The following is a 19,419-nucleotide window of genomic DNA, read 5'->3' as shown; positions in this document are numbered from 1 at the left end:
GCCATAAAAACGGCTATTTTTTCATTTTTAAGCACCACATTTACCACAAAGCCTTACACAACAAAATCAACTCCTCACATTTTGTTTAAAAAATCTCTTAATTTTCAAAAATATATTTTATATTTACATTTGAAAAGCCCGAGTTTTGTGGGTTAATGCACAAACTCCCGTTGGCAACAAGCTGAAAAATCCAACCGCACATTTTAGCACATTTGGTTTTTGCCGAAACACAATGCCAACCCTAAAAAACCAAAAGAGCTAAAATTTATCCTTCGCTCTTAAAAATATTTAGAAAATTATCTTTACATTTAACCTAAATAAGTCAAGTCTAAAAAAGGTACAATGACACTTGGACAGAAAATTAGAGAATTAAGAGAGCAATCAGGGATGTTTCAGAGGGAGTTAGCCTCTAAACTTGAAATTGGAGATGGGTTTTTAAGCAAGGTTGAAAACAATCAAAAAATACTAAAAAGAGAACATCTTATTAAAATTAGTGAACTTTTTAATTGTTCCATTTCAGAATTAGAAGCCTTGTGGATTGGAACAAAATTATATGAAATAGTGAAAGATGAACAGGAAGCTCTAAATGCCCTAAAAGTAGCCGAACAAGAATTGAGCTATGCGAAATCACGAACACAAAAGTCTATTAGAAATTTGTGAGTAAATAAAATATAGAAAACAATATGACATACTTTGATGAATTAAGGGAAATAACAAAAATCATTCCCGATACAATTGTTGATTTTTCAATACCAAGAGATAGGACTTCTCCTCCAACTCAAGCATCTTCAAATTTTATAACAAACAAAGAACAAGGAGATTGGGCGGAAGATTTAATATTCAGAGCAATCAATGAAACATCAAAAAACTATGTTGCTGTTCGTTACGGGAAATCTGATGATTTAGTAGCGGGCGAAATTGGGTTTGATGAATTCTATAACGAATTTCAAGACGAATTGGATACAATAGGAAAAAGACCCGATTTATTAGTATTTAAAAAATCTGATTTTGAAGAAAAATTAGGCTATGACATTAGTAAGCTGAAGCACTCTCAAATTACTGACTATGTAAAAAAGGCAATTGCAGGTTTGGAAATTCGCTCAAGTGCTTTTTTAATTGACAAGTATGAAGGAGAAATGCAGGAAAGAACAAAATTCCATTCGGAGACTGCACTGTCGATTAAAGACAAAATAATAAATGAGTTTTCAGATGTATTCGAACATCCTAAAAAGAAACCTTATTTAGATATACTTAAAAGCATTAACGAAGAAACTATTAATGCAATTACTTTTCGCAGACCAAGTTGGAATTCAACTGAAAGACTACAAGAACTGACTCAATTATTCAAAGACTTAAAAGATAATATTAGTATCAGCCAAAAAAGAGATTATTTAAGTATAACACCAAAGGTTGAAGATATTAAAGTGGTTTATAAATGGGCTGAAACATTCAATGTTCCTCATTATTATTTTCAAGTTTTCTTTGATAAGTCGTATGGTATCTCTTTCAAAAACATTCTTACACTTATTACCGATTCCGAAAAAGAGGGAGAGCATTATGAAATAAGTAAAGACATTAAAAATCAAAACAAAACCACTATTAAGATAAACACCCGACATACAAATCAGGTTGCATACAAAATATTAGAACCCGAACATAAGAGTGTTAGGAGAGAAATGGGCAGAGGTCGTTTACTATTCTATGTGAGTTTTGAAAAGGGAACAGCTTATTTAGACATTGATAGCTTAAAGGCTTTATTAAACATATCAGATTTTTAATATGGATTTAGAAAAAAAATATTCAAAAAATACAGACCTGGAACATAGAAAAAAGTTTGCTCAATTTTTTACACCCCAACCGATTGCTGATTTAATGTCGGATTGGTTGTTAGGAAATGAAAACTGCAAAACTATTCTTGAACCAGCTTTTGGATTGGGTATTTTTTCAAGGACACTTCTTAATAAAAACAAAAATCTTAATATAAAAGGATTTGATATTGATGAAACCATTTTAAAAGAAGCCAAAACACACTTTGAGTCTTTCAATAATGTGTCTCTAAATCTTGAGGATTATATGTTTAATGATTGGAAAAATAAATATGACGGTATTATCTGCAATCCGCCATATTTAAAGTTTCACGATTATGACAACAAACAAATTTTACAAGAAGTTGAAAGTAAATTAAAATTCAAGTTCAACGGATTTACCAATCTCTATACTCTTTTTCTTTTGAAGTCGGTTTTTCAGTTGAATAAAGAAGGTAGAGTTGCATACATTATCCCTTCTGAGTTTTTGAATTCTGACTACGGAAAATTAATAAAGGAGTACCTTATTAAAACAAAAACATTAAGACATTTATTCGTTATCGACTTTAAAGAAAATGTTTTTGATGATGCAATGACAACAGCATCTATTCTTCTTTTAGCAAATGACAATAATAATTCTGAGATACATATTTCAACTATTGATTCAAAATCAGATTTACAGCTAATCAAAAGTTATATTGATTCATATCCGAAGGGCAAGGGAGAGTTTTCATTTGCTCCAAAAGATTTAGATCCAACTATAAAATGGCGTAAATATTATCAAGTACAAAACTCAATTAATTATAAAAACCTTGTTCCGTTTTCAACATACGCAAAAGTAGTTAGAGGCATTGCTACAGGTGCAAATGAATATTTTACATTTAAACCTTCAAAGGCAAAAGAGTTCCATATTCCAGAATCAAACCTATTACCGTGTATTTGTAAAGCTAAAGATGTAAAAACTAATTTTTTTACGAGTGAAAACTTCAAAAATCTTATCAAAAAAGACGAACTAACTTATCTTTTTAATGGACAGAAATCTAAAAGTGAAGAAGTTGAAAACTATATCAAAAAAGGAGAGCAAGAAGAAATAAACGAAAAGTTTTTAACCAAAAGTAGAAAGCCTTGGTATGCTTTAGAAAAACGTCCTCCGGCTCCTATTTGGGTTTCTGTATTTAATAGAAATGGTGTCAAGTTTATTAGAAATGAAGCAAACATTTCCAATCTTACTACTTTTCATTGTGTTTATCCAACAAACTCGGACTTGTTCTCCAAGGTAAGCATTGACCTTTTGTTTGCTTATCTATTAACAGATGTTTCTAAAGACATATTTAGTGATAATAGAAGAGAGTATGGAAATGGTTTAAAGAAGTTTGAACCAAATGACTTGAACAAATCTAAAATGCTTGACTTATCAATCTTATCTCAATCGAAAGTAGAGGAAATTTTAGAATTGTATTCCAATTACAGACAAACCGAAAATGAAAAATACATAGCCGAAATTGACCTGATATTACGAAATGAATATTCCAACGCTAAACCAAAAATTGCAAAAGAGTATGCCTTTGCCGACACTAACGAATAAAAAATGAAAAGCCACAGCTTCAACGTAATAAACAAATGCCTTTGGCAGGATTGTTCTAAACAACTATTGATATAATGTATTACTAAGTGGTATAAAAAAATAAAATAAAGCCAATGTACAACAAACTACCAATCTAAAAACTCAATATTTTTAATATTTTTCTACTTTTGCACTTATGAAAATAACCATACATACCGATGGAGCAGCACAAGGAAACCCAGGCAAAGGAGGTTATGGCGTGGTAATGCAAGCAGGAAATCATTATAAAGAGCTTTCTAAAGGATATAAATACACTACTAATAACAGAATGGAACTGCTGGCAGTAATTGTAGCTTTAGAAGCTTTAAAAATTCCTAATAGTGATGTGCTTATAGTTTCCGACTCAAAATATGTGGTAGATGCGGTAGAAAAAGGTTGGGTGTTTGGCTGGGCTAAAAAAGGTTTTGTCAAAAAGAAAAATCCCGATTTGTGGAGGCGTTTTTTAAATGTATATAAACATCATAATGTAAAATTGAAATGGATAAAAGGGCATGCCGGGCATCCTTTAAACGAGCGGTGTGATAAACTTGCCGTAGAAGCAGCACAGGGTTCTAATCTTTTTGAAGATACGTTTTTTGAAACCAATAAAGAACCATAATTAAACAGTATCTTAGCTTTTTCAAATGGCTAAAAACTTATTCCAGAGTATTTTTATATTAATTCTTGCCAATTTAATTGTTAAGCCTTTATGGATTTTTGGTATAGATTTAAAAACTCAAAATGTAGTTGGGGCATCAAGCTATGGAATTTATTTTGTAGTCTTTAATTTTTCTTTTTTATTCCACATTTTACTTGATTTTGGTATCAACCAGTTTCATAATAAAGAAGTAGCTCAAAAACCAGAATTACTAAAACAAAGATTTGGTAATTTGATTTTGCTTAAAGCTATTTTTTCTGTTGTTTATCTTTTAGTTAGTTTTCTTTTGGCTTGGCTTATAGGTTTTAATGCACTACAATTTAAAATGCTATTATTTTTAGCCTTAAATCAAATTTTATTATCGTTCATTTTATTTAGTAGAGCCAATTTTACTGCTATGCAATGGTATAACTGGGATGCTTTTTTCTCCGTTTTTGATAGAATTTTAAGTATTATTGTTTGCCTTGTTTTGCTATACACATCTTTTGTTCAGCAGTTTGATATTATGTATTTTATTTATGCCCAAACTTTTGCTTTGCTACTTTCCGGGTTTTTATCATTACTTATAGTTTTTTATAAAGGAAGTATAGTTAAACCCAGTTTCTCTTTTCAGCAGTTTAAACCATTAGTGCTTCAAGCTATGCCTTATGCTGTAGTTATTTTATTAATGACTATTTATACCCGTATAGATGCCGTTATGTTAGATAAATTATTGCCCAATACAGGAGCTGTACAAGCGGGCATTTATGCTGCGGGATACCGTTTGTTAGATGCTGTTAATATGATTCCTTATTTGTTGGCGTCTTTATTAATCCCATATTTTGCTAAGCAAATTTCTAATAAAAATTCCTTTTCAGAAGTGTTGTGGGATAGTTTTAAAATAATGTTGGCTGTCTGTATTCCTTTTGTTTTGGTGGTTTTCTTTTTTCATCAAGATATTGTAAAACTGCTGTACCACGAGAGCAATGAAACTTGGTATTTGAGTTTTCAATTACTGCTGTATTCTTTTCCGTTTATTTTTATAACCTACATTTTTGGGGGATTTTTAACCGCAGCAGGCAAGCTAAAACAAATAAGTTATTATGCTTTTTTTACCATAATTCTTAATGTCGTTTTAAATGTTTTTTTAATTAGAAAATACGAAGCATCAGGAGCTGCTTTAGCCACCATTATTTCGCAAGCAGTTATGGCTTTAGCTCAAATGATTTATGTTTTAAAACATTTCAACACCCAATTTGAACTAAAGAAAATGGGCAGTTCTTTGCTGTATTTACTTTTAAACATTGGCATAATGGTACTTTTAACAGGAATAAATTTAAAGTGGAATGTTAAAATGCTTATTTTTGTGATAATAGCCATACTTTTGTCGTTCGTTTTGCAACTTGTAAAAATTAAAAATATTAGTACTCTACAATAATTTCTTTATGAATCAAGAATTTAATCTTATCAATGTAATTAGAATTTTACTTAAATGGAAATGGCATATTGTTGCTGTTACCATATTTGCAGCTATAGCGGCAGTAATTACCACGCTTTTTATAATGAAGCCGTATTATCAAAGTTTTGCTTTGCTGTATCCTATAAGTCAAAATACGGGCGATAGAAATGCATTATTTAGCCAAGATGGTTCTTCGGTGTTTCACTTTTTTGGCTCAGAAAGAGAAACCAACCGAATTTTATCTATAGCTACTTCCGATAAATTGGCGAGTTATATTATACAGAAATACAACCTTGCAGAGCATTATAAACTGAAAGGTAAAAAGTATGAAAATAGTAAGACAAAAAAAGAATTTGAAGAAAACTATGAAGCTTATCTTACTGAAAAAGATGCTGTTAGAATTAATTTATTAGATACAGACCCAAAATTGGCGGCTGTTATTGTAAATGATATTGTGGCTATAGTAAACGAAAAAACAATTCAGCCGGTAGATGAAAGTAGAATAGAGTTGGCTCATATTTTTTCTGATAAAGTTAAAATAGCAAAACAGGAGTTGGATTCTATGCAAACAGATTTATTAAATACGCAAGTAAATACCAAGTTGTTTGAAATTAAAGAAGCAAAATACAACGAACGCTTAAAAGATTTTTCAAAATTGGAAGGTTTTTCAAGAGAATACGATTTAGTAGCTGAAAAAAGTAGCAAAGGAGTTGAAGTTATAGAAGAAGCTTTTCCTGCTGAACGTAAAATTAAACCTGTAAGATCTGTAATAGTTGTAGCCACTACATTTATAGCTTTCTTTTTTGCTTGCTTAGGTGCTTTGCTGGCAGAGCAAATCTTTTTTATAAAAGAAGAATTACAAAAGTAAATAGTTAAAAATTTATGTTTGCTTCTACTTACAATAAACAAAAACTGTTTTTCTATCTCTATGGTTTAGCAGGTGTTTTTTGTGTGTTAGCTGCATTTTACTTTAAAGAAAAGGCATTGGCTGTTGTACCTTTAACCTTAGTGGTAATGGTGTGGGGTATAATAAATTTTAAAAGTTTATACTTTTTTTTGTTGGCATTAATACCATTGTCTATTGAGGTAGATGTGGCAAATGGCTTGGGTACCGACCTGCCCACCGAGCCGCTAATGATTGTTTTTATGTGCCTTGCTTTATTTTATGGTATTACTAATTTAAAAAAAGTGGACTTTTCCATTTTTAAAAATCCTTTAATTATTCTTTTAATCCTCCATGTTTTTTGGATGTTTATAAGCACCTTATTTTCTACTGTGCCTCTTTTTTCCGTAAAATTTCTACTGGCTAAACTTTGGTACATCAGTGCTTTTTTGATAGTAACTTTAATAGTAGTTAAAAATGAAAAAGATTTAAAAACAGCTTTTTGGTGCATTTTTATTCCTTTAGTATTTACTATTTTCATAGCCTTATTTAGGCATGCTTTAACCGGTTTTGATTTTACAATGATTAATAAATCTTTGTATCCTTTTTATAGAAATCATGTTAATTATGCTGCTTTATTAGCGGTGTTTTTGCCTTTTGTTTTTTATGCTACTACTTGGTATAAAAAGTTTAGTTTTAAGTATAATGTGCTGATTTTAAGTATTTTACTATTTATAGTAGCCACATATTTTTCATATACAAGAGCAAGTTATTTAGCTTTAATAGCTATGTTTGGAGCATACTTTATTTTTAAATTAAAATTGGCAAAATACGCTGTGGTTTTTGGTGTCGTTCTTTTTATTTTTATAGGAATAGCTATTAGTAGCCAAAATAAATATTTAGAGTTCTCGCCCAATACAAGTACCGTTTCTCAAGAAGATTTAGGTAGCTTAATGACATCTACTTTTAAAGCCAGAGATGTGAGTAGTATGGAGCGTATTTATAGATGGCTGGCAGCAGTAGAAATGATAAAAGAAAAGCCAATAGTTGGTTTTGGACCTAATGGATTTGTAGAAAATTATAAAAACTTTACCTTTTTAAAATTTAGAACTTGGATAAGTACTAATGAGGAAAGGAGTGGTGTACATAATTATTTTTTAATGACAGCAACGGAGCAGGGTTTAGTTGGCTTAGCTTTATTTTTAAGTTTAATTTTTACCATTTTTATTTGGGGCGAAAATTTGTATCATAAAACAGTAAAATATAAAAGCCTAACCATGGCTGTTTTAGTTTCTTTTGTTGCTATTTTAATTAATCTATTTTTTAGCGATATGATAGAAGTAGATAAAACGGGCTCTTTCTTTTTTTTAAATATAGCCTTGTTAGTATTTGTAAGTAGAAAACTGGAAAATAGTGAAAAACATGACACAAGTATTAATAACGGGCGGTAGTGGTTTATTAGGTACAAAACTTACAGATGTTTTGCTGGCTAAAGGATATTCTGTTGCTCATTTAAGTACAAATAAAAACTACAGCAAAGAAAATGTAGCCTGCTATTATTGGAATATTAATGAAAAATATATAGACGAAAAAGCCATTTTAAATGCTGATGTAATTATACATTTAGCAGGTGCAAGTATTGCAGGTAAAAAATGGACTACAAAAAGGAAGCAAGAAATTATAGATAGCAGAGTAATTTCTTCTCAGCTTTTAATAAATACCTTAAAAAATACAAAGCATAATGTAAAGCAGTTTATTGGGGCTTCTGCCATAGGATTTTATGGCGATAGAGGAAATGAATTATTAGAAGAAGGTACAGAACCCGGAACTGATTTTTTAGCAAAAGTATGTGAGCAATGGGAGGAAAGCTATCAATTAACAGATGAAATTAAAAAAGCTGTAGTTAGAATAGGCGTTGTACTTTCAAAAGATGGCGGAGCACTGCCGGAAATGCTGAAAACACTACCATTTTTTGTAGGAATTTTAGGAAACGGTAAGCAGTTTTCATCTTGGATACACATTGATGATTTAGCAAAATTGTTTGTATTTATAATTGAAAATAATTTAGAAGGCACTTATAATGCTGTCGCTCCAAATCCTTTACCTCAAAAAGATTTAGCTAAAATTATAGCAAAACAAAAAAATACTATTGCCATACCTACGCCTAAATTTGCACTAAACTTGGTGCTGGGAGAAATGAAATCTTTAGTGCTGAGCAGTCAAAAATGTAGTGCCGATAAAATACTATCTAAAGGTTTTCAGTTTGAATTTGATAAAATAGATAAAGCTTTGGGGAATTTACTGTAAAACACTTTTACTTGTTTTTAGCCATTTTTTCTACTAAATTTCTTGATATTTTTAAGAAATCTGCTTCTGTAACGGTGCCTAATAAATGATTGTGTTCATCTATTACAGGCAGGCAGCCAAACTGATATTTAGTCATTATTTCCATAGCTTCGGTAAGTTTTGCTCCCGGACCAATAGTCATAGGTTCTTTTATCATTATTTCGCCTATAGTTAAAGGTATATCTTCATGTTGGTGTATGTGTTTCATGTAAGCACGCAAAAGTAGCCTTGAGGTGGCTAAACCTACCACTTTTTGATTATCATCCTCTATAACCACATACCGTACTTTTTGCCAATCCATCATTTCGCTTACAAGAGCTACTATATCGTTAGCTTTGGCAGTAAAAGCTTTTACGGTCATAAATTCTTCAACATAAGCTTCGCTTGGTTTCCACTCTTTGTTGTCGTTTAAGTCGGCTAAGTTCCAATTGTGTACAGGCATATTTTCTTTTTGGTTTTTAATAGTAGATGCAGTTATGGCAGCTAAGGCTTCTTCTTTGTTCGCTTTTTTTAGCAGTTCGCTGTAAGATTTTAACTGCCAATAAGAGCCGGTTTTAACTTTATCTACTCGTTCTTCAATAATTTCTAAGTATCTATCTATATCTTTTTTATCTACTTTTTGTTCTAATAATCCTTCTTTAGCTATGGGAAGCAGTTCTTTTAAAATTAAATCTTCCGCACTATAATTTTTGTGGTTTAACCAAAACAACTTGGTATCTAAACCATGTACCGATGCTTTCTGAAAATTGTTTTTGGCATCTTCAAAATTTATATGTTTGGTTATATCGCCATATTGCTTGTGCATACCCACCATAAGTCCCAGCCAAAAAGCTGCATTAGCCATTTCATCTGCTACTGTGGGTCCGGCAGGTAGCACTCTGTTTTCTATACGCAAGTGAGCCACACCGTCTAATGAGCCATAGCACGCTCTATTCCATCTATATACTGTTGAATTGTGTATTTTTAAAGCCATTAAATCGGGAGCAGTTCCTTTGGCTATTTTATCAAAAACATTTTCTGTTACTTCGGTATTTAATAATATTCTATATTTAACAATATCTTCTTTATATATTTCTAAAATGGATTTTTCAAGCCACTGGTCGCCAAAAGTTACACGCGGGCTCATATCTCGGGCGTGTTCTTTATGGCTTCGGGTATCTACCGATTGAGAAAATAGTGCAATTCTTGTTTCTTTCCACAGGCGTTTGCCAAAAAGAATAGGAGAGTTGGTGGCAGAGGCTAAAACGGGAGCAGTAATAGCTTGAGCTATATTGTACATATCTACAAACTCGTTTGGTTTTATTTGTAAATGCACTTGAAAGCCCGTATTAGCTGCTTCTATTAGTGGCGAATCATGTTGCATTACCAATTCATCTGTACCTTTTATATCTAAAGTAAAAGTATCGCCACGCAGTCGGTTTATAGAATCGCATAGAGCATAGTAACGCTGATAAGGCGTTAAATTATCCATAGTAAAATCAAATTTTCTTACACTTGGTAATATACCGCTCATAATTATTTGGATACCCAACTCATCGGCTGCTCTATAAGCTTCATCTAAAGTACTAAGTAGTTCTGCTTCCATATCGGAAAGGCAAGTGCCGGAAAAAATTTGAGGCGTAGCATTAATTTCCATATTAAAACGAGCCAGCTCTGTAGTAAACTTTGGATTGTTTTTCAACTTTTCCATCATTTCAATGTTTTTGCCGGCAGCTTTATAATATTTATCTACCAAACAAAATTCTTGCTCTGCACCAATGCGTATGGTGTCTATTTCAAACATACCTTGATGCAACATTCTATTGAGTGCGTGTATATCGTTTAGCAAGTGTTTTTCAAATGCTTGTAGTTGTTTATCCGTGGCGTGCGATCTTACAATTGGAACTCCCATTTAGTTTTTTTACTTAAATTTTAGTGTGTTTTCAAATAATAGATTACTTTTGATAATCGTCATTAAGGTTTAAAAATATCAAATAATATGAAATATTATGTAGTCTTGTTGCTTTTTATTTTAAGTTTTTCTTTAAAAGCTCAATCGCCATACAAATTTAGCTGGGCTGTAGATGCTCCTGTAGTTAGTGTAGGCTTAGGAGGAATGGTTACCGGTTTTATTTTAGAGAAGAAAAAACAACCGCTTACTATGGCACAAATAATGGCTTTAGATAGAAATAATATTAGCTTGTTTGATAGAAGTGCTACATACAATTGGAATCCTAAAATAGCTAAAGCCAGCGATGCTTTAATGTACACCTCTGTGGCCACGCCTTTACTATTACTGGCAGGAGAAAGAAGCAGAAAAGATTTTTTGAAAGTGGCAGCTATTTCTGCGGAGGTTTTTGTGTTAAATACAGGCTTAACTTACCTTACAAAGGAGTTAACCAAACGCAACAGACCATATACTTATAATCCTAATGCTCCAATGGATAAAAAATTAGAAAAAGGAGCAAATCAATCATTTTTTAGTGGACATACTTCTACGGTTTCTTCTGCCATGTTTTCTTTTGCTATGATGCATACACATTATTATCCAAACTCAAAATGGAAACCTTTAGTTTGGTTTGCTGCGGCTGTAATTCCATTTACTACGGCTATTTTTAGAGTAAGAGCAGGTAAGCATTTTTGGACAGACGTGCTGGTAGGCTACGGTGTAGGTGCAGCAGTGGGCGTAGGTGTGCCTTTGCTACATAAAATTAGGAATAAATAATAACTATATAAAAAGTAGTATAAGTGTCAGCACAATTCCGGCTAAAGTAAAGTACATTCCTTTTTTAAATATAGATACTTTGGGACTGTACATCCAAAATGCAGATATAACAAAGAACAAAAGCGAAAATCCAAAGAAAATATTTAAGTAAAATAATGGACTATTGGTGGTAGATTTATGCAATTTCTCCATTTTATTAAGTATAAAAGGAAGTTGCATTTTTTGGTAATTGGCTAAACCCGTTTTAGTATTGTAAGTACCATCTTTAAAATAGATGATATCGCCTTCAGTTTTTTCAACTTTAACAGCCATTTTCAATTTTGGACCTAATTCTCCACCCGTTAAATTGGGTTCAAGTTGTTTTTCTAAGGCTACTTGTTTTTTTAAGAAGTTGGTTTCTCTAAAAATCATAATAGTACCACTAATGGCATAAACAGCCATTATGCCGGCTAAAAAAAAGCCTAAATACCTATGAATTTCTCTCATGTTCATTGAAAATGTTTTTTTCATGTTTTTTTATTTAATTAAGCTGATTAAATGCACTGAATATATTATTGCAAAATTAAATATTTTTTAGGTAAAAAGCAATAAATTTTGTGCTTATTTCTTATACTTGTCATTTAAGCCAATGCCTGCTAAAATAAGCGGAGTAATTTTTTCTATACGGCTTAATTTTGTTTTTTCTTGCTTGGCTTCTTCAATGTAGAGGTTGTATTCTTTTTGTTTGCCCGGGGTTAAATTTAAAAATGCTTTATGTAGATTTTTGTTTTTAGCAAATTCATCTTTTAACAAAGAAGGGATAGGAACAGGCTTAAATTTATTGGGTTTTCCTTCTATACCTTTGTCTATAAGTTCTGTGGCTTCTTTAATATACTCAAGTATTTTTGGCTCATTTATTTCATTTATATCAGTAAAACGCCATTGTCTTAAGTATTTTGTTTTGTCTTTAGAAGCATTTATTAGCACTTTGTATTTGTCTTTTAAAAAAACGCCATTATAAAACCAAAGTGTAATGTGGTTTTTAAATGCTACACATCCCACTATATTTTTGCCATTATACACATAAACATCTGTGCCCCATTTTATGGTTTTTTCTAAGCCACTTTTATCTAAAATAGCTTTTAACTTTTCCATTTCTTTATTCCAAGACATAGCAAAGAAGATGTGTTTTACTTTTTATCGTACTTGCAGGTATTTATGCCAAAAAGTGTGTATAAAGGGCAGAAGTTTAAAAATGATGTAGCTAAGAATATTATGGCTATTGCTAATAATACCAATGCTACAATGGTATTCTGTATTACATTAAAACTTATTAATACTGAAATTAAGATTGCCAATCCTAATCTTACAAATTTGTCTATTTTTCCTACGTTTTTTGGTAATGCCATATTTTTAAGATTTTATTTTTTCTTTTCTAAGTTTCCAAACACCCCAAACCGCTTCATTTATTATATTTTTACTCATTTTAGATTGTCCTAAAACTCTATCTGTAAAAATAATAGGAACTTCTTTTATGCTAAATCCGTGTTGTTTAGCCTTAAATTTCATTTCTATTTGAAAAACGTAGCCTATAAATTTTATATTGTCTAAATCTAAGGTTTGCAATACTTTTTTAGTATAACATACAAATCCAGCGGTACTATCTTTTACACCTAAGCTCAAAATGGTTTCCACATAAAATGATGCAAATTTTGATAAAAAGACTCTAAATAAGGGCCAGTTTCTAAAACCGCCATCGCTAACATAGCGACTACCTACAGCCACATCGTAGCCATCGGTATGGCAAGCTTCATATAGTTTTATTAAGTCATTTGGGTTATGCGAAAAATCGCAGTCCATTTCAAAAATATAATCGTAGTTTTTTTCTAAAGCAAATTTAAAACCTGTAATATAAGCCGTTCCCAATCCTAATTTTCCTTGTCTTTCTATTAAAAAAAGCTGGTTTGAGAACTCTTTTTGAAGTTCTTTTACTTTGTTGGCTGTTTGGTCGGGCGAGTTATCGTCAACTATTAAAACATCAAAAACATGAGGCAAAGCAAATACTGTGCGAATCATTTTTTCAACGTTCTCAATTTCATTGTATGTTGGTATTATAACTAAACTATCACTCACAGCTACAAACTTAGTTTAATTTCTTTTAATTTTTGCTTTGTATGCAGTGCAAAATCACTTTTTAATATCCAGTTATAATAACCCGGGTCGTTTTGCAATACATCTTTGACTAATCTACCTTTATATTTTCCAAAATTAAAGGCAGGCTGTCCATTTATTTTAGTAAGCCTATTGGCGGTGTCTATTTGGTCTAAATCGTTTCTAAAATTATTGTTTATTTCATTAATATCATTAGATATTTCGTCATATTTAGCTACTTGAGCCTCAAATACTTCCTGTGTTGCTTTCACATCTGCTAAAGCAGAATGAGCATCTTTTAAATCTTTATCACAGTAAAATTTATATGCCGAAGTTAAATCTCTGCGTTCCATCATTACAAAGATATTTCTAACATCTATTAAATTTCGGGTGTCTATACTAAAATTTTTATCTACCCTTAAAAACTCTTCTACAAGTATCGGTACATCAAATCGGTTGGAATTAAAACCACCTAAATCACAAGGATTTAACAGCTCAAATAGTTCATTGGCATAATCTGCAAATGTTGGCTGAGTTAGTACATCCTTATCATATATACCGTGTACCAAACTTGCTTCTATGGGAATAGGAATGGTAGGGTTAATTAAATATCGGTATTCTTCTTTTGTACCATCTATTTGCATTATTACAATGCCTATTTCTACAATTCTATCTGTAGCAATATTAGTGCCTGTAGTTTCTAAATCAAAAAATGCTAATGGTTTATTTAGGTTTAAGTGCATCATACAAAAATATAATAATTAGTGGACTTATTTTGTTAATCAATTAAAAATTAAACGTTTACTTATTTTTTAGTCGGTGTAGCATGGTGTCTGCCACTATTTTTTTAAGTTTTTCTAAATCATTTTCTAAAGTCATGCCCGTAGTGCTTATGGGAGCGTCCCAATGAGCATCTATAGTGCCGGGTGTGTATGTGAAAAAGCCTTTAGGTGGATTTAACTTTTTTATATTTACTAAAGTATTTACCACTATTGGTTTTTGCATTTCAATGGCTAATTTAAAAGCTCCATTATAAAAGTCTTTTAAAGGTTCTTTTGTTCTGTTTCTTGTACCTTCAGGATATAAAAAAATAGAATAGCCTTTCTCCATTTCGGCTTTCATTTTGCTATAAGATTCATGCCTTGATTCGGGATTTTTTCTATCTACAAGCACACAAAATCGGTTTATAATGCTACCAAAAAAAGGAATTTTATTAGCTTCTACTTTACCTAAAAATTTAAACAAAATATCATCCGGAGCACCTACCACATTTGCAGGAATATCTATCATGGTTTGATGATTGCTTACTACGATATAAGTTTCGTTTTCAGCATAAGCATAATGATGATGCTTATTTATCTTTAAAAATATACCATTAGTAATTAATGGACCAATAGTTTTATATAAAAAAGTGAGGTATTCTTTGTCTTTAGATTTTTTGTACCTAATTAAATAATACAAGCTCACTAAATAAGCTATAAATACCCAAAACATAAAGACAGCTCCGGCATAAGTCGTCATTATTATTTTAAATATTTTTTTCATTTCAATAGCCTTTTATACATGTTTATGGCGTTTTCTAAACCTAAATATAAGCAATCTTTTACTAAAGCGTGTCCTATTGATACTTCTAATAATCCATCTATTTGTTGATTGAAATATTGTAAATTATCTAAGTTTAAATCATGACCGGCATTTATACCTAAGCCTAATTTATGTACTAAAGGAATTACTTTTTTAATAGGTAAAATGGCTTTTTCTTTATTTTTAGCATAATCATGAGCATAAGGCCCGGTGTAAAATTCTATTCTATCTGTGCCTACGTTTTTAGCTTCGTGTAGTTGATTTTCAATAGGGTCAATAAACAATGAAGTTCTAATGCCTTGCTCTCTAAATTCTTGAAGTACAGTAGTTAATAAACTTTTATTTTTAATTACGTCCCAGCCGTGGTCGGAGGTTAATTGATTGGCTCCATCGGGAACTAGGGTAACTTGCGTAGGTTTTACTTTACAAACCATTTTTACAAAATCATCAGAAGGAAAACCTTCTATATTGTATTCGCAATTTTGGTTAGGGAAATGTGCTGCCAGCTCGTAAACATCTGTTTTTCTAATATGGCGTTCGTCAGGGCGAGGGTGTATGGTTATTCCGTCTGCTCCGTACCTCTGGCAGTCTAATGCAAAACTAACAACATTGGGAATATTGCTACCTCTTGAATTTCTTAACAATGCAATTTTGTTTACATTAACTGACAGTTTGCAGGGCATAGTTTTGTTATTTAGGAACTACAATTTTAATACTATTTTTTGGTAAAAAGGAAATATAATTTGTTAATCACAAAAATGGACTATCTATATGACACACACCTAACGGAAATTGTAATGGGTATTAAACAAGTGTATTTTAAAGGCTTTTTATTCAAAATAATTATGATAAACGGCAAAAGAATCTTTAAGCTGTTTGATTATTTTATTGGCTTCTTTTTGATTTTCAGCTTTAGCTAATTTTTCAATAAGCTCCATGTGTGGGTGCAACCATTTGTGTAACTCTTCATGACTTTCGCCTTTCATAGTACAACTTTTTATAAGTTTGAAATTTTCGTTTTTTAAATTTTCAGCCAATTCTGTATAATTCTCGTTGTTATTGGCAATGTAATTATTTAAAATCTCATTACTTTCTTCTAAAAATGGCTTCATTTCTTCATTAACTTTCCATTTTTCGCCATTGTTTAGGGCTATGTTTTCTTGTTTTGCATGGGTATTGCACCCTAATGCAAAAAGAACTGCGATAAATATAAATAATATTTTTTTCATAAGATAATGTTTTTATAAAATAATAAGACCTTATCTACTCAAATACATACTTTTTAGTTTGTATAAGTTTCTAAAGTGAGGGTCTTTTAAATCTTTAATAAAGTAAATGCTTTCTCCTGTGCTTTTCATTTCCGGGCCTAATTCTTTATTTACATTAGGGAATTTATGAAAAGAAAATACGGGTTCTTTTATAGCATAGCCTTCTAGTTCGTTTTTAAAATGATAATCGCTAAGTTTTTTGTCATTAAGCATTACTTTGGTGGCAACATTCAAATAAGGTTCTTTATAAGCCTTGCTAATAAAAGGAGTGGTACGCGATGCCCGAGGGTTGGCTTCTATTACAAATACATTATCGTCTTTTATGGCAAATTGTATATTTATTAATCCTTTTACACCTAATGCTAAAGCAATTTTTTTAGTATATTCTTCCATTTTTTCAATAACTAAAGGACCTAAAGTAAACGGAGGCAAAACGGCATTGCTATCACCAGAGTGTATGCCCGCAGGTTCTATATGTTCCATTACACCCATTATGTGTACTTGTTCTCCATCGCATATAGCATCTACTTCTGCTTCTTTAGCTCTATCTAAAAAATGGTCTATTAGTATATTGTTGTCCGGGTGATGTTTTAATATTTTAATAACGGCAGTAGTCAATTCATCATCATTTATTACAATTTTCATGCGTTGTCCTCCCAGCACATAACTTGGTCGTACCAAAACAGGATAACCCACTTCATGAGCTACCACTATAGCATCTTCGGCAGTTTTAGCCGCTCCATATTTAGGGTAGGGGATATTAAGTTCTTTCAGCTTGTCAGAAAAACGTTCTCTGTCTTCAGCCATATCCATACTTTCATAAGAAGTACCTATTATTTTAATACCTAATTCATTTAATTTTTCTGAAAGTTTTAAAGCTGTTTGTCCGCCCAACTGAACAATTACGCCTTCCGGCTTTTCAAAATCTATTAATTCTCTTAAATGTTCCCAAAAAACGGGTTCAAAATATAGTTTATCTGCTATATCAAAATCGGTACTTACCGTTTCGGGGTTGCAGTTCATCATTATAGCTTCGTAGCCTGCCTCTTTGCACGCTTGTATGCCATGCACACAGCAGTAGTCAAATTCAATACCTTGACCTATTCTATTAGGACCACTTCCTAATACTATTATTTTCTTTTTATTGTTAGATTGACTTTCGTTTACGCTATCAAAAGTAGAGTAGTAGTATGGGGTTTGAGCTTCAAATTCGGCAGCACAAGTATCTACCAGTTTATAAACTCTTTTTATGCCCATTTTATGGCGTTTTTCATAAACATCATCTTCTGTAATATTGCCCATTAAGTAAGCAATTTGAGCATCGGAATATCCTTTTTTCTTTATATCAAGCATGAAATCTTTAGATATTGACGCTAAATTTTCTTTGCGTATTAAATTGTCGGTATCTACCAAGTCTTTAATTTGGTACAAATACCATTTATCAATTTTTGTCATTTCAAAAATCTTACTGATAGGTACACCCAATCTAATAGCATCTTTTATTCTAAAAATTCTATCCCAAGTAGGTTTTTGTATGCCTTCTAAAATATCTTCGGTTTTCATCCAGTGCTTACCGTCTGCACCTAAGCCTATTCGGTTGTTTTCTAAACTCTGACAGGCTTTTTGTATAGCTTCTTGAAAACTTCTTCCTATTGCCATAACTTCTCCTACAGATTTCATTTGTAAACCCAACTCTGTTTCTGCACCTTTAAATTTATCAAAATTCCAACGTGGCATTTTTACTATTACATAGTCTAATGTAGGCTCAAAATAAGCAGAGGTAGTGCCTGTTATTTGATTTTTTAGCTCATCTAAAGAGTAGCCAATAGCCAGTTTAGCCGCTATTTTAGCTATAGGATATCCTGTGGCTTTAGAAGCTAAAGCAGAAGAACGGGAAACTCTCGGGTTCATTTCTATGGCATAAACTTCTTCCGTTTCGGGGTTTACAGAAAATTGCACATTACAGCCACCGGCAAAATTTCCAAGCCTTTGCATCATCAGCTTAGCTTGGTTTCTCATTTCTTGATAAACAGTATCGGGGAGTGTCATAGCCGGAGCTACAGTTATAGAATCTCCCGTGTGTATGCCCATGGGATCCATGTTTTCTACGGTACAAATTACTACAACATTGTCATTTTTATCTCTAAGTAATTCTAATTCATACTCTTTCCAGCCCAGCACTGCTTTTTCTACCAGCACTTCGTGTGTAGGCGAAGCTTCTAAACCTCTTGTTAATTTGATATCTAAATCTTCTTTATTGTGAACAAAACCACCACCGTAGCCGCCTAAAGTATAAGAAGGACGAATTACCAAAGGAAAACCTAATTCCTGTGCCACTTCTTTGCCTTCTAAATATGAGTTTGCAATTTTAGAAGGACAAATTTTAATGCCCAGCTCTTGCATAAACTGGCGGAAAGCTTCTCTATTTTCTGTTTTTTCAATGGCGTCTAAATCGGCACCTAAAACATTTACTTTGTATTTATCCCACACGCCCAGCTCATAAGCTTCTTTGGCTATGTTTAAAGCCGTTTGACCGCCCATAGTTGGCAGTACCGAGTCAATATCGGGGTGCTCTACCAGTATTTTTTCTATAGAATCAATGGAAATAGGATTCATATAAATATGGTCGGCAGTCATGGGGTCAGTCATAATAGTAGCCGGATTATTGTTAAGTAGCGTTACTTTAATTCCGTCTTCTCTTAATGAACGCGATGCTTGTGTGCCGGAATAATCAAACTCGCAAGCTTGACCAATAATAATAGGTCCACTTCCAATAATTAGTACATGTTTTATAGTAGAATCTTTGGGCATTGTAAAAAATGTGTTTGTTTGGGCAAAAGTAAGCTTTACAAATCATCTATCTTTTGTTTTTTATACAATATATTCCACAAGTTGTGAATAATTAATTTTAAAGTGGGGGATACCGAAGAATTAGAGGGGAAATATGGAATGTAATACGAGAATATATTAGATGAAGAGAAAGGAAAATATAAAATTAGA

19 protein-coding genes are annotated in these 19,419 nt (G+C 31.9%); 9 read left to right on the top strand and 10 right to left on the bottom strand.

The features are described from left to right. Nucleotides 1–342 precede the first annotated feature (342 nt). The 8 genes from H6578_12395 (at nucleotide 343) to H6578_12360 (ending at nucleotide 8,694) form a co-directional block, all read left to right on the top strand. Nucleotides 343–660, top strand: coding sequence for a helix-turn-helix transcriptional regulator (locus H6578_12395; GenBank protein ID MCB9227953.1), 318 nt, complete (start codon nucleotides 343–345; stop codon nucleotides 658–660). A gap of 23 nt (nucleotides 661–683) precedes the next feature. Beyond that, entirely contained in the window at nucleotides 684–1,778 is a 1,095-nt protein-coding gene (locus H6578_12390; GenBank protein ID MCB9227952.1) for an AccI family restriction endonuclease, read from the top strand. Between the two features lies 1 nt (nucleotide 1,779). Beyond that, nucleotides 1,780–3,390 carry an Eco57I restriction-modification methylase domain-containing protein gene (locus tag H6578_12385; GenBank protein MCB9227951.1) on the top strand — a complete coding sequence of 537 codons (1,611 nt, stop codon included), beginning with the start codon at nucleotides 1,780–1,782 and terminating at the stop codon, nucleotides 3,388–3,390. Between the two features lie 175 nt (nucleotides 3,391–3,565). Next, nucleotides 3,566–4,027 (top strand): ribonuclease HI, encoded by a 462-nt coding sequence (gene rnhA / locus H6578_12380; GenBank protein MCB9227950.1) that lies wholly within the window; start codon nucleotides 3,566–3,568, stop codon nucleotides 4,025–4,027. Between the two features lie 25 nt (nucleotides 4,028–4,052). Further along, nucleotides 4,053–5,483, top strand: coding sequence for an oligosaccharide flippase family protein (locus H6578_12375; protein MCB9227949.1), 1,431 nt, complete (start codon nucleotides 4,053–4,055; stop codon nucleotides 5,481–5,483). 7 nt (nucleotides 5,484–5,490) lie between these two features. Then, nucleotides 5,491–6,372: a hypothetical protein gene (locus H6578_12370; GenBank protein ID MCB9227948.1), complete on the top strand. Its 882-nt coding sequence runs from the start codon at nucleotides 5,491–5,493 to the stop codon at nucleotides 6,370–6,372. Between the two features lie 14 nt (nucleotides 6,373–6,386). Further along, nucleotides 6,387–7,838, top strand: a complete 1,452-nt coding sequence (locus H6578_12365) for an O-antigen ligase family protein (protein MCB9227947.1) — start codon at nucleotides 6,387–6,389, stop codon at nucleotides 7,836–7,838. Beyond that, nucleotides 7,810–8,694, top strand: a complete 885-nt coding sequence (locus H6578_12360; GenBank protein ID MCB9227946.1) for a TIGR01777 family protein — start codon at nucleotides 7,810–7,812, stop codon at nucleotides 8,692–8,694. Before H6578_12365 ends, H6578_12360 begins: the two co-directional genes overlap by 29 nt. A 7-nt stretch (nucleotides 8,695–8,701) precedes the next feature. Here the strand turns inward: H6578_12360 and H6578_12355 are convergent, their stop codons facing one another. Further along, on the bottom strand, nucleotides 8,702–10,624 hold the full coding sequence (locus H6578_12355) for a CBS domain-containing protein (protein ID MCB9227945.1): 1,923 nt from the start codon (nucleotides 10,622–10,624) through the stop codon (nucleotides 8,702–8,704). A gap of 87 nt (nucleotides 10,625–10,711) precedes the next feature. Here H6578_12355 and H6578_12350 point away from each other — a divergent pair, with 87 nt between their 5' ends. After that, nucleotides 10,712–11,437 (top strand): phosphatase PAP2 family protein, encoded by a 726-nt coding sequence (locus tag H6578_12350; protein ID MCB9227944.1) that lies wholly within the window; start codon nucleotides 10,712–10,714, stop codon nucleotides 11,435–11,437. 3 nt (nucleotides 11,438–11,440) lie between these two features. Here H6578_12350 and H6578_12345 read toward each other — a convergent pair whose 3' ends face one another. The 9 genes from H6578_12345 to carB all read right to left on the bottom strand — a co-directional run bounded on the left by H6578_12345 (nucleotide 11,441) and on the right by carB (nucleotide 19,230). Next, the gene (locus H6578_12345; protein MCB9227943.1) at nucleotides 11,441–11,929 is read right to left on the bottom strand and encodes a hypothetical protein; all 489 of its coding nucleotides are present in this window, start codon (nucleotides 11,927–11,929) and stop codon (nucleotides 11,441–11,443) included. 108 nt (nucleotides 11,930–12,037) lie between these two features. Beyond that, nucleotides 12,038–12,589: a YdeI/OmpD-associated family protein gene (locus H6578_12340; GenBank protein ID MCB9227942.1), complete on the bottom strand. Its 552-nt coding sequence runs from the start codon at nucleotides 12,587–12,589 to the stop codon at nucleotides 12,038–12,040. Between the two features lie 17 nt (nucleotides 12,590–12,606). After that, nucleotides 12,607–12,825, bottom strand: coding sequence for a DUF2892 domain-containing protein (locus tag H6578_12335; protein MCB9227941.1), 219 nt, complete (start codon nucleotides 12,823–12,825; stop codon nucleotides 12,607–12,609). A 4-nt stretch (nucleotides 12,826–12,829) separates the two neighbouring features. Next, nucleotides 12,830–13,549: a polyprenol monophosphomannose synthase gene (locus tag H6578_12330; GenBank protein MCB9227940.1), complete on the bottom strand. Its 720-nt coding sequence runs from the start codon at nucleotides 13,547–13,549 to the stop codon at nucleotides 12,830–12,832. Between the two features lie 2 nt (nucleotides 13,550–13,551). Next, nucleotides 13,552–14,310, bottom strand: coding sequence for a 3'-5' exoribonuclease (locus H6578_12325; GenBank protein ID MCB9227939.1), 759 nt, complete (start codon nucleotides 14,308–14,310; stop codon nucleotides 13,552–13,554). 58 nt (nucleotides 14,311–14,368) lie between these two features. Beyond that, complete coding sequence (locus tag H6578_12320) at nucleotides 14,369–15,112, bottom strand: 1-acyl-sn-glycerol-3-phosphate acyltransferase (GenBank protein ID MCB9227938.1); 744 nt, start codon at nucleotides 15,110–15,112, stop codon at nucleotides 14,369–14,371. After that, complete coding sequence (locus H6578_12315) at nucleotides 15,109–15,834, bottom strand: pyridoxine 5'-phosphate synthase (protein MCB9227937.1); 726 nt, start codon at nucleotides 15,832–15,834, stop codon at nucleotides 15,109–15,111. The genes H6578_12320 and H6578_12315 overlap by 4 nt, the downstream gene beginning before the upstream one ends. 147 nt (nucleotides 15,835–15,981) lie before the next feature. Further along, complete coding sequence (locus H6578_12310) at nucleotides 15,982–16,380, bottom strand: hypothetical protein (GenBank protein MCB9227936.1); 399 nt, start codon at nucleotides 16,378–16,380, stop codon at nucleotides 15,982–15,984. Nucleotides 16,381–16,410: 30 nt separating this feature from the next. Continuing rightward, entirely contained in the window at nucleotides 16,411–19,230 is a 2,820-nt protein-coding gene (gene carB / locus H6578_12305; GenBank protein ID MCB9227935.1) for a carbamoyl-phosphate synthase large subunit, read from the bottom strand. Nucleotides 19,231–19,419 lie beyond the last annotated feature (189 nt).

It is taken from the genome of Chitinophagales bacterium, from assembly GCA_020635995.1.
Classification (GTDB): Bacteria; Bacteroidota; Bacteroidia; order Chitinophagales; family UBA8649; genus JAFMKE01.
Note: the sequence above shows the minus strand (reverse complement) of the source record. Positions and strands in the feature narration are given on the sequence as shown.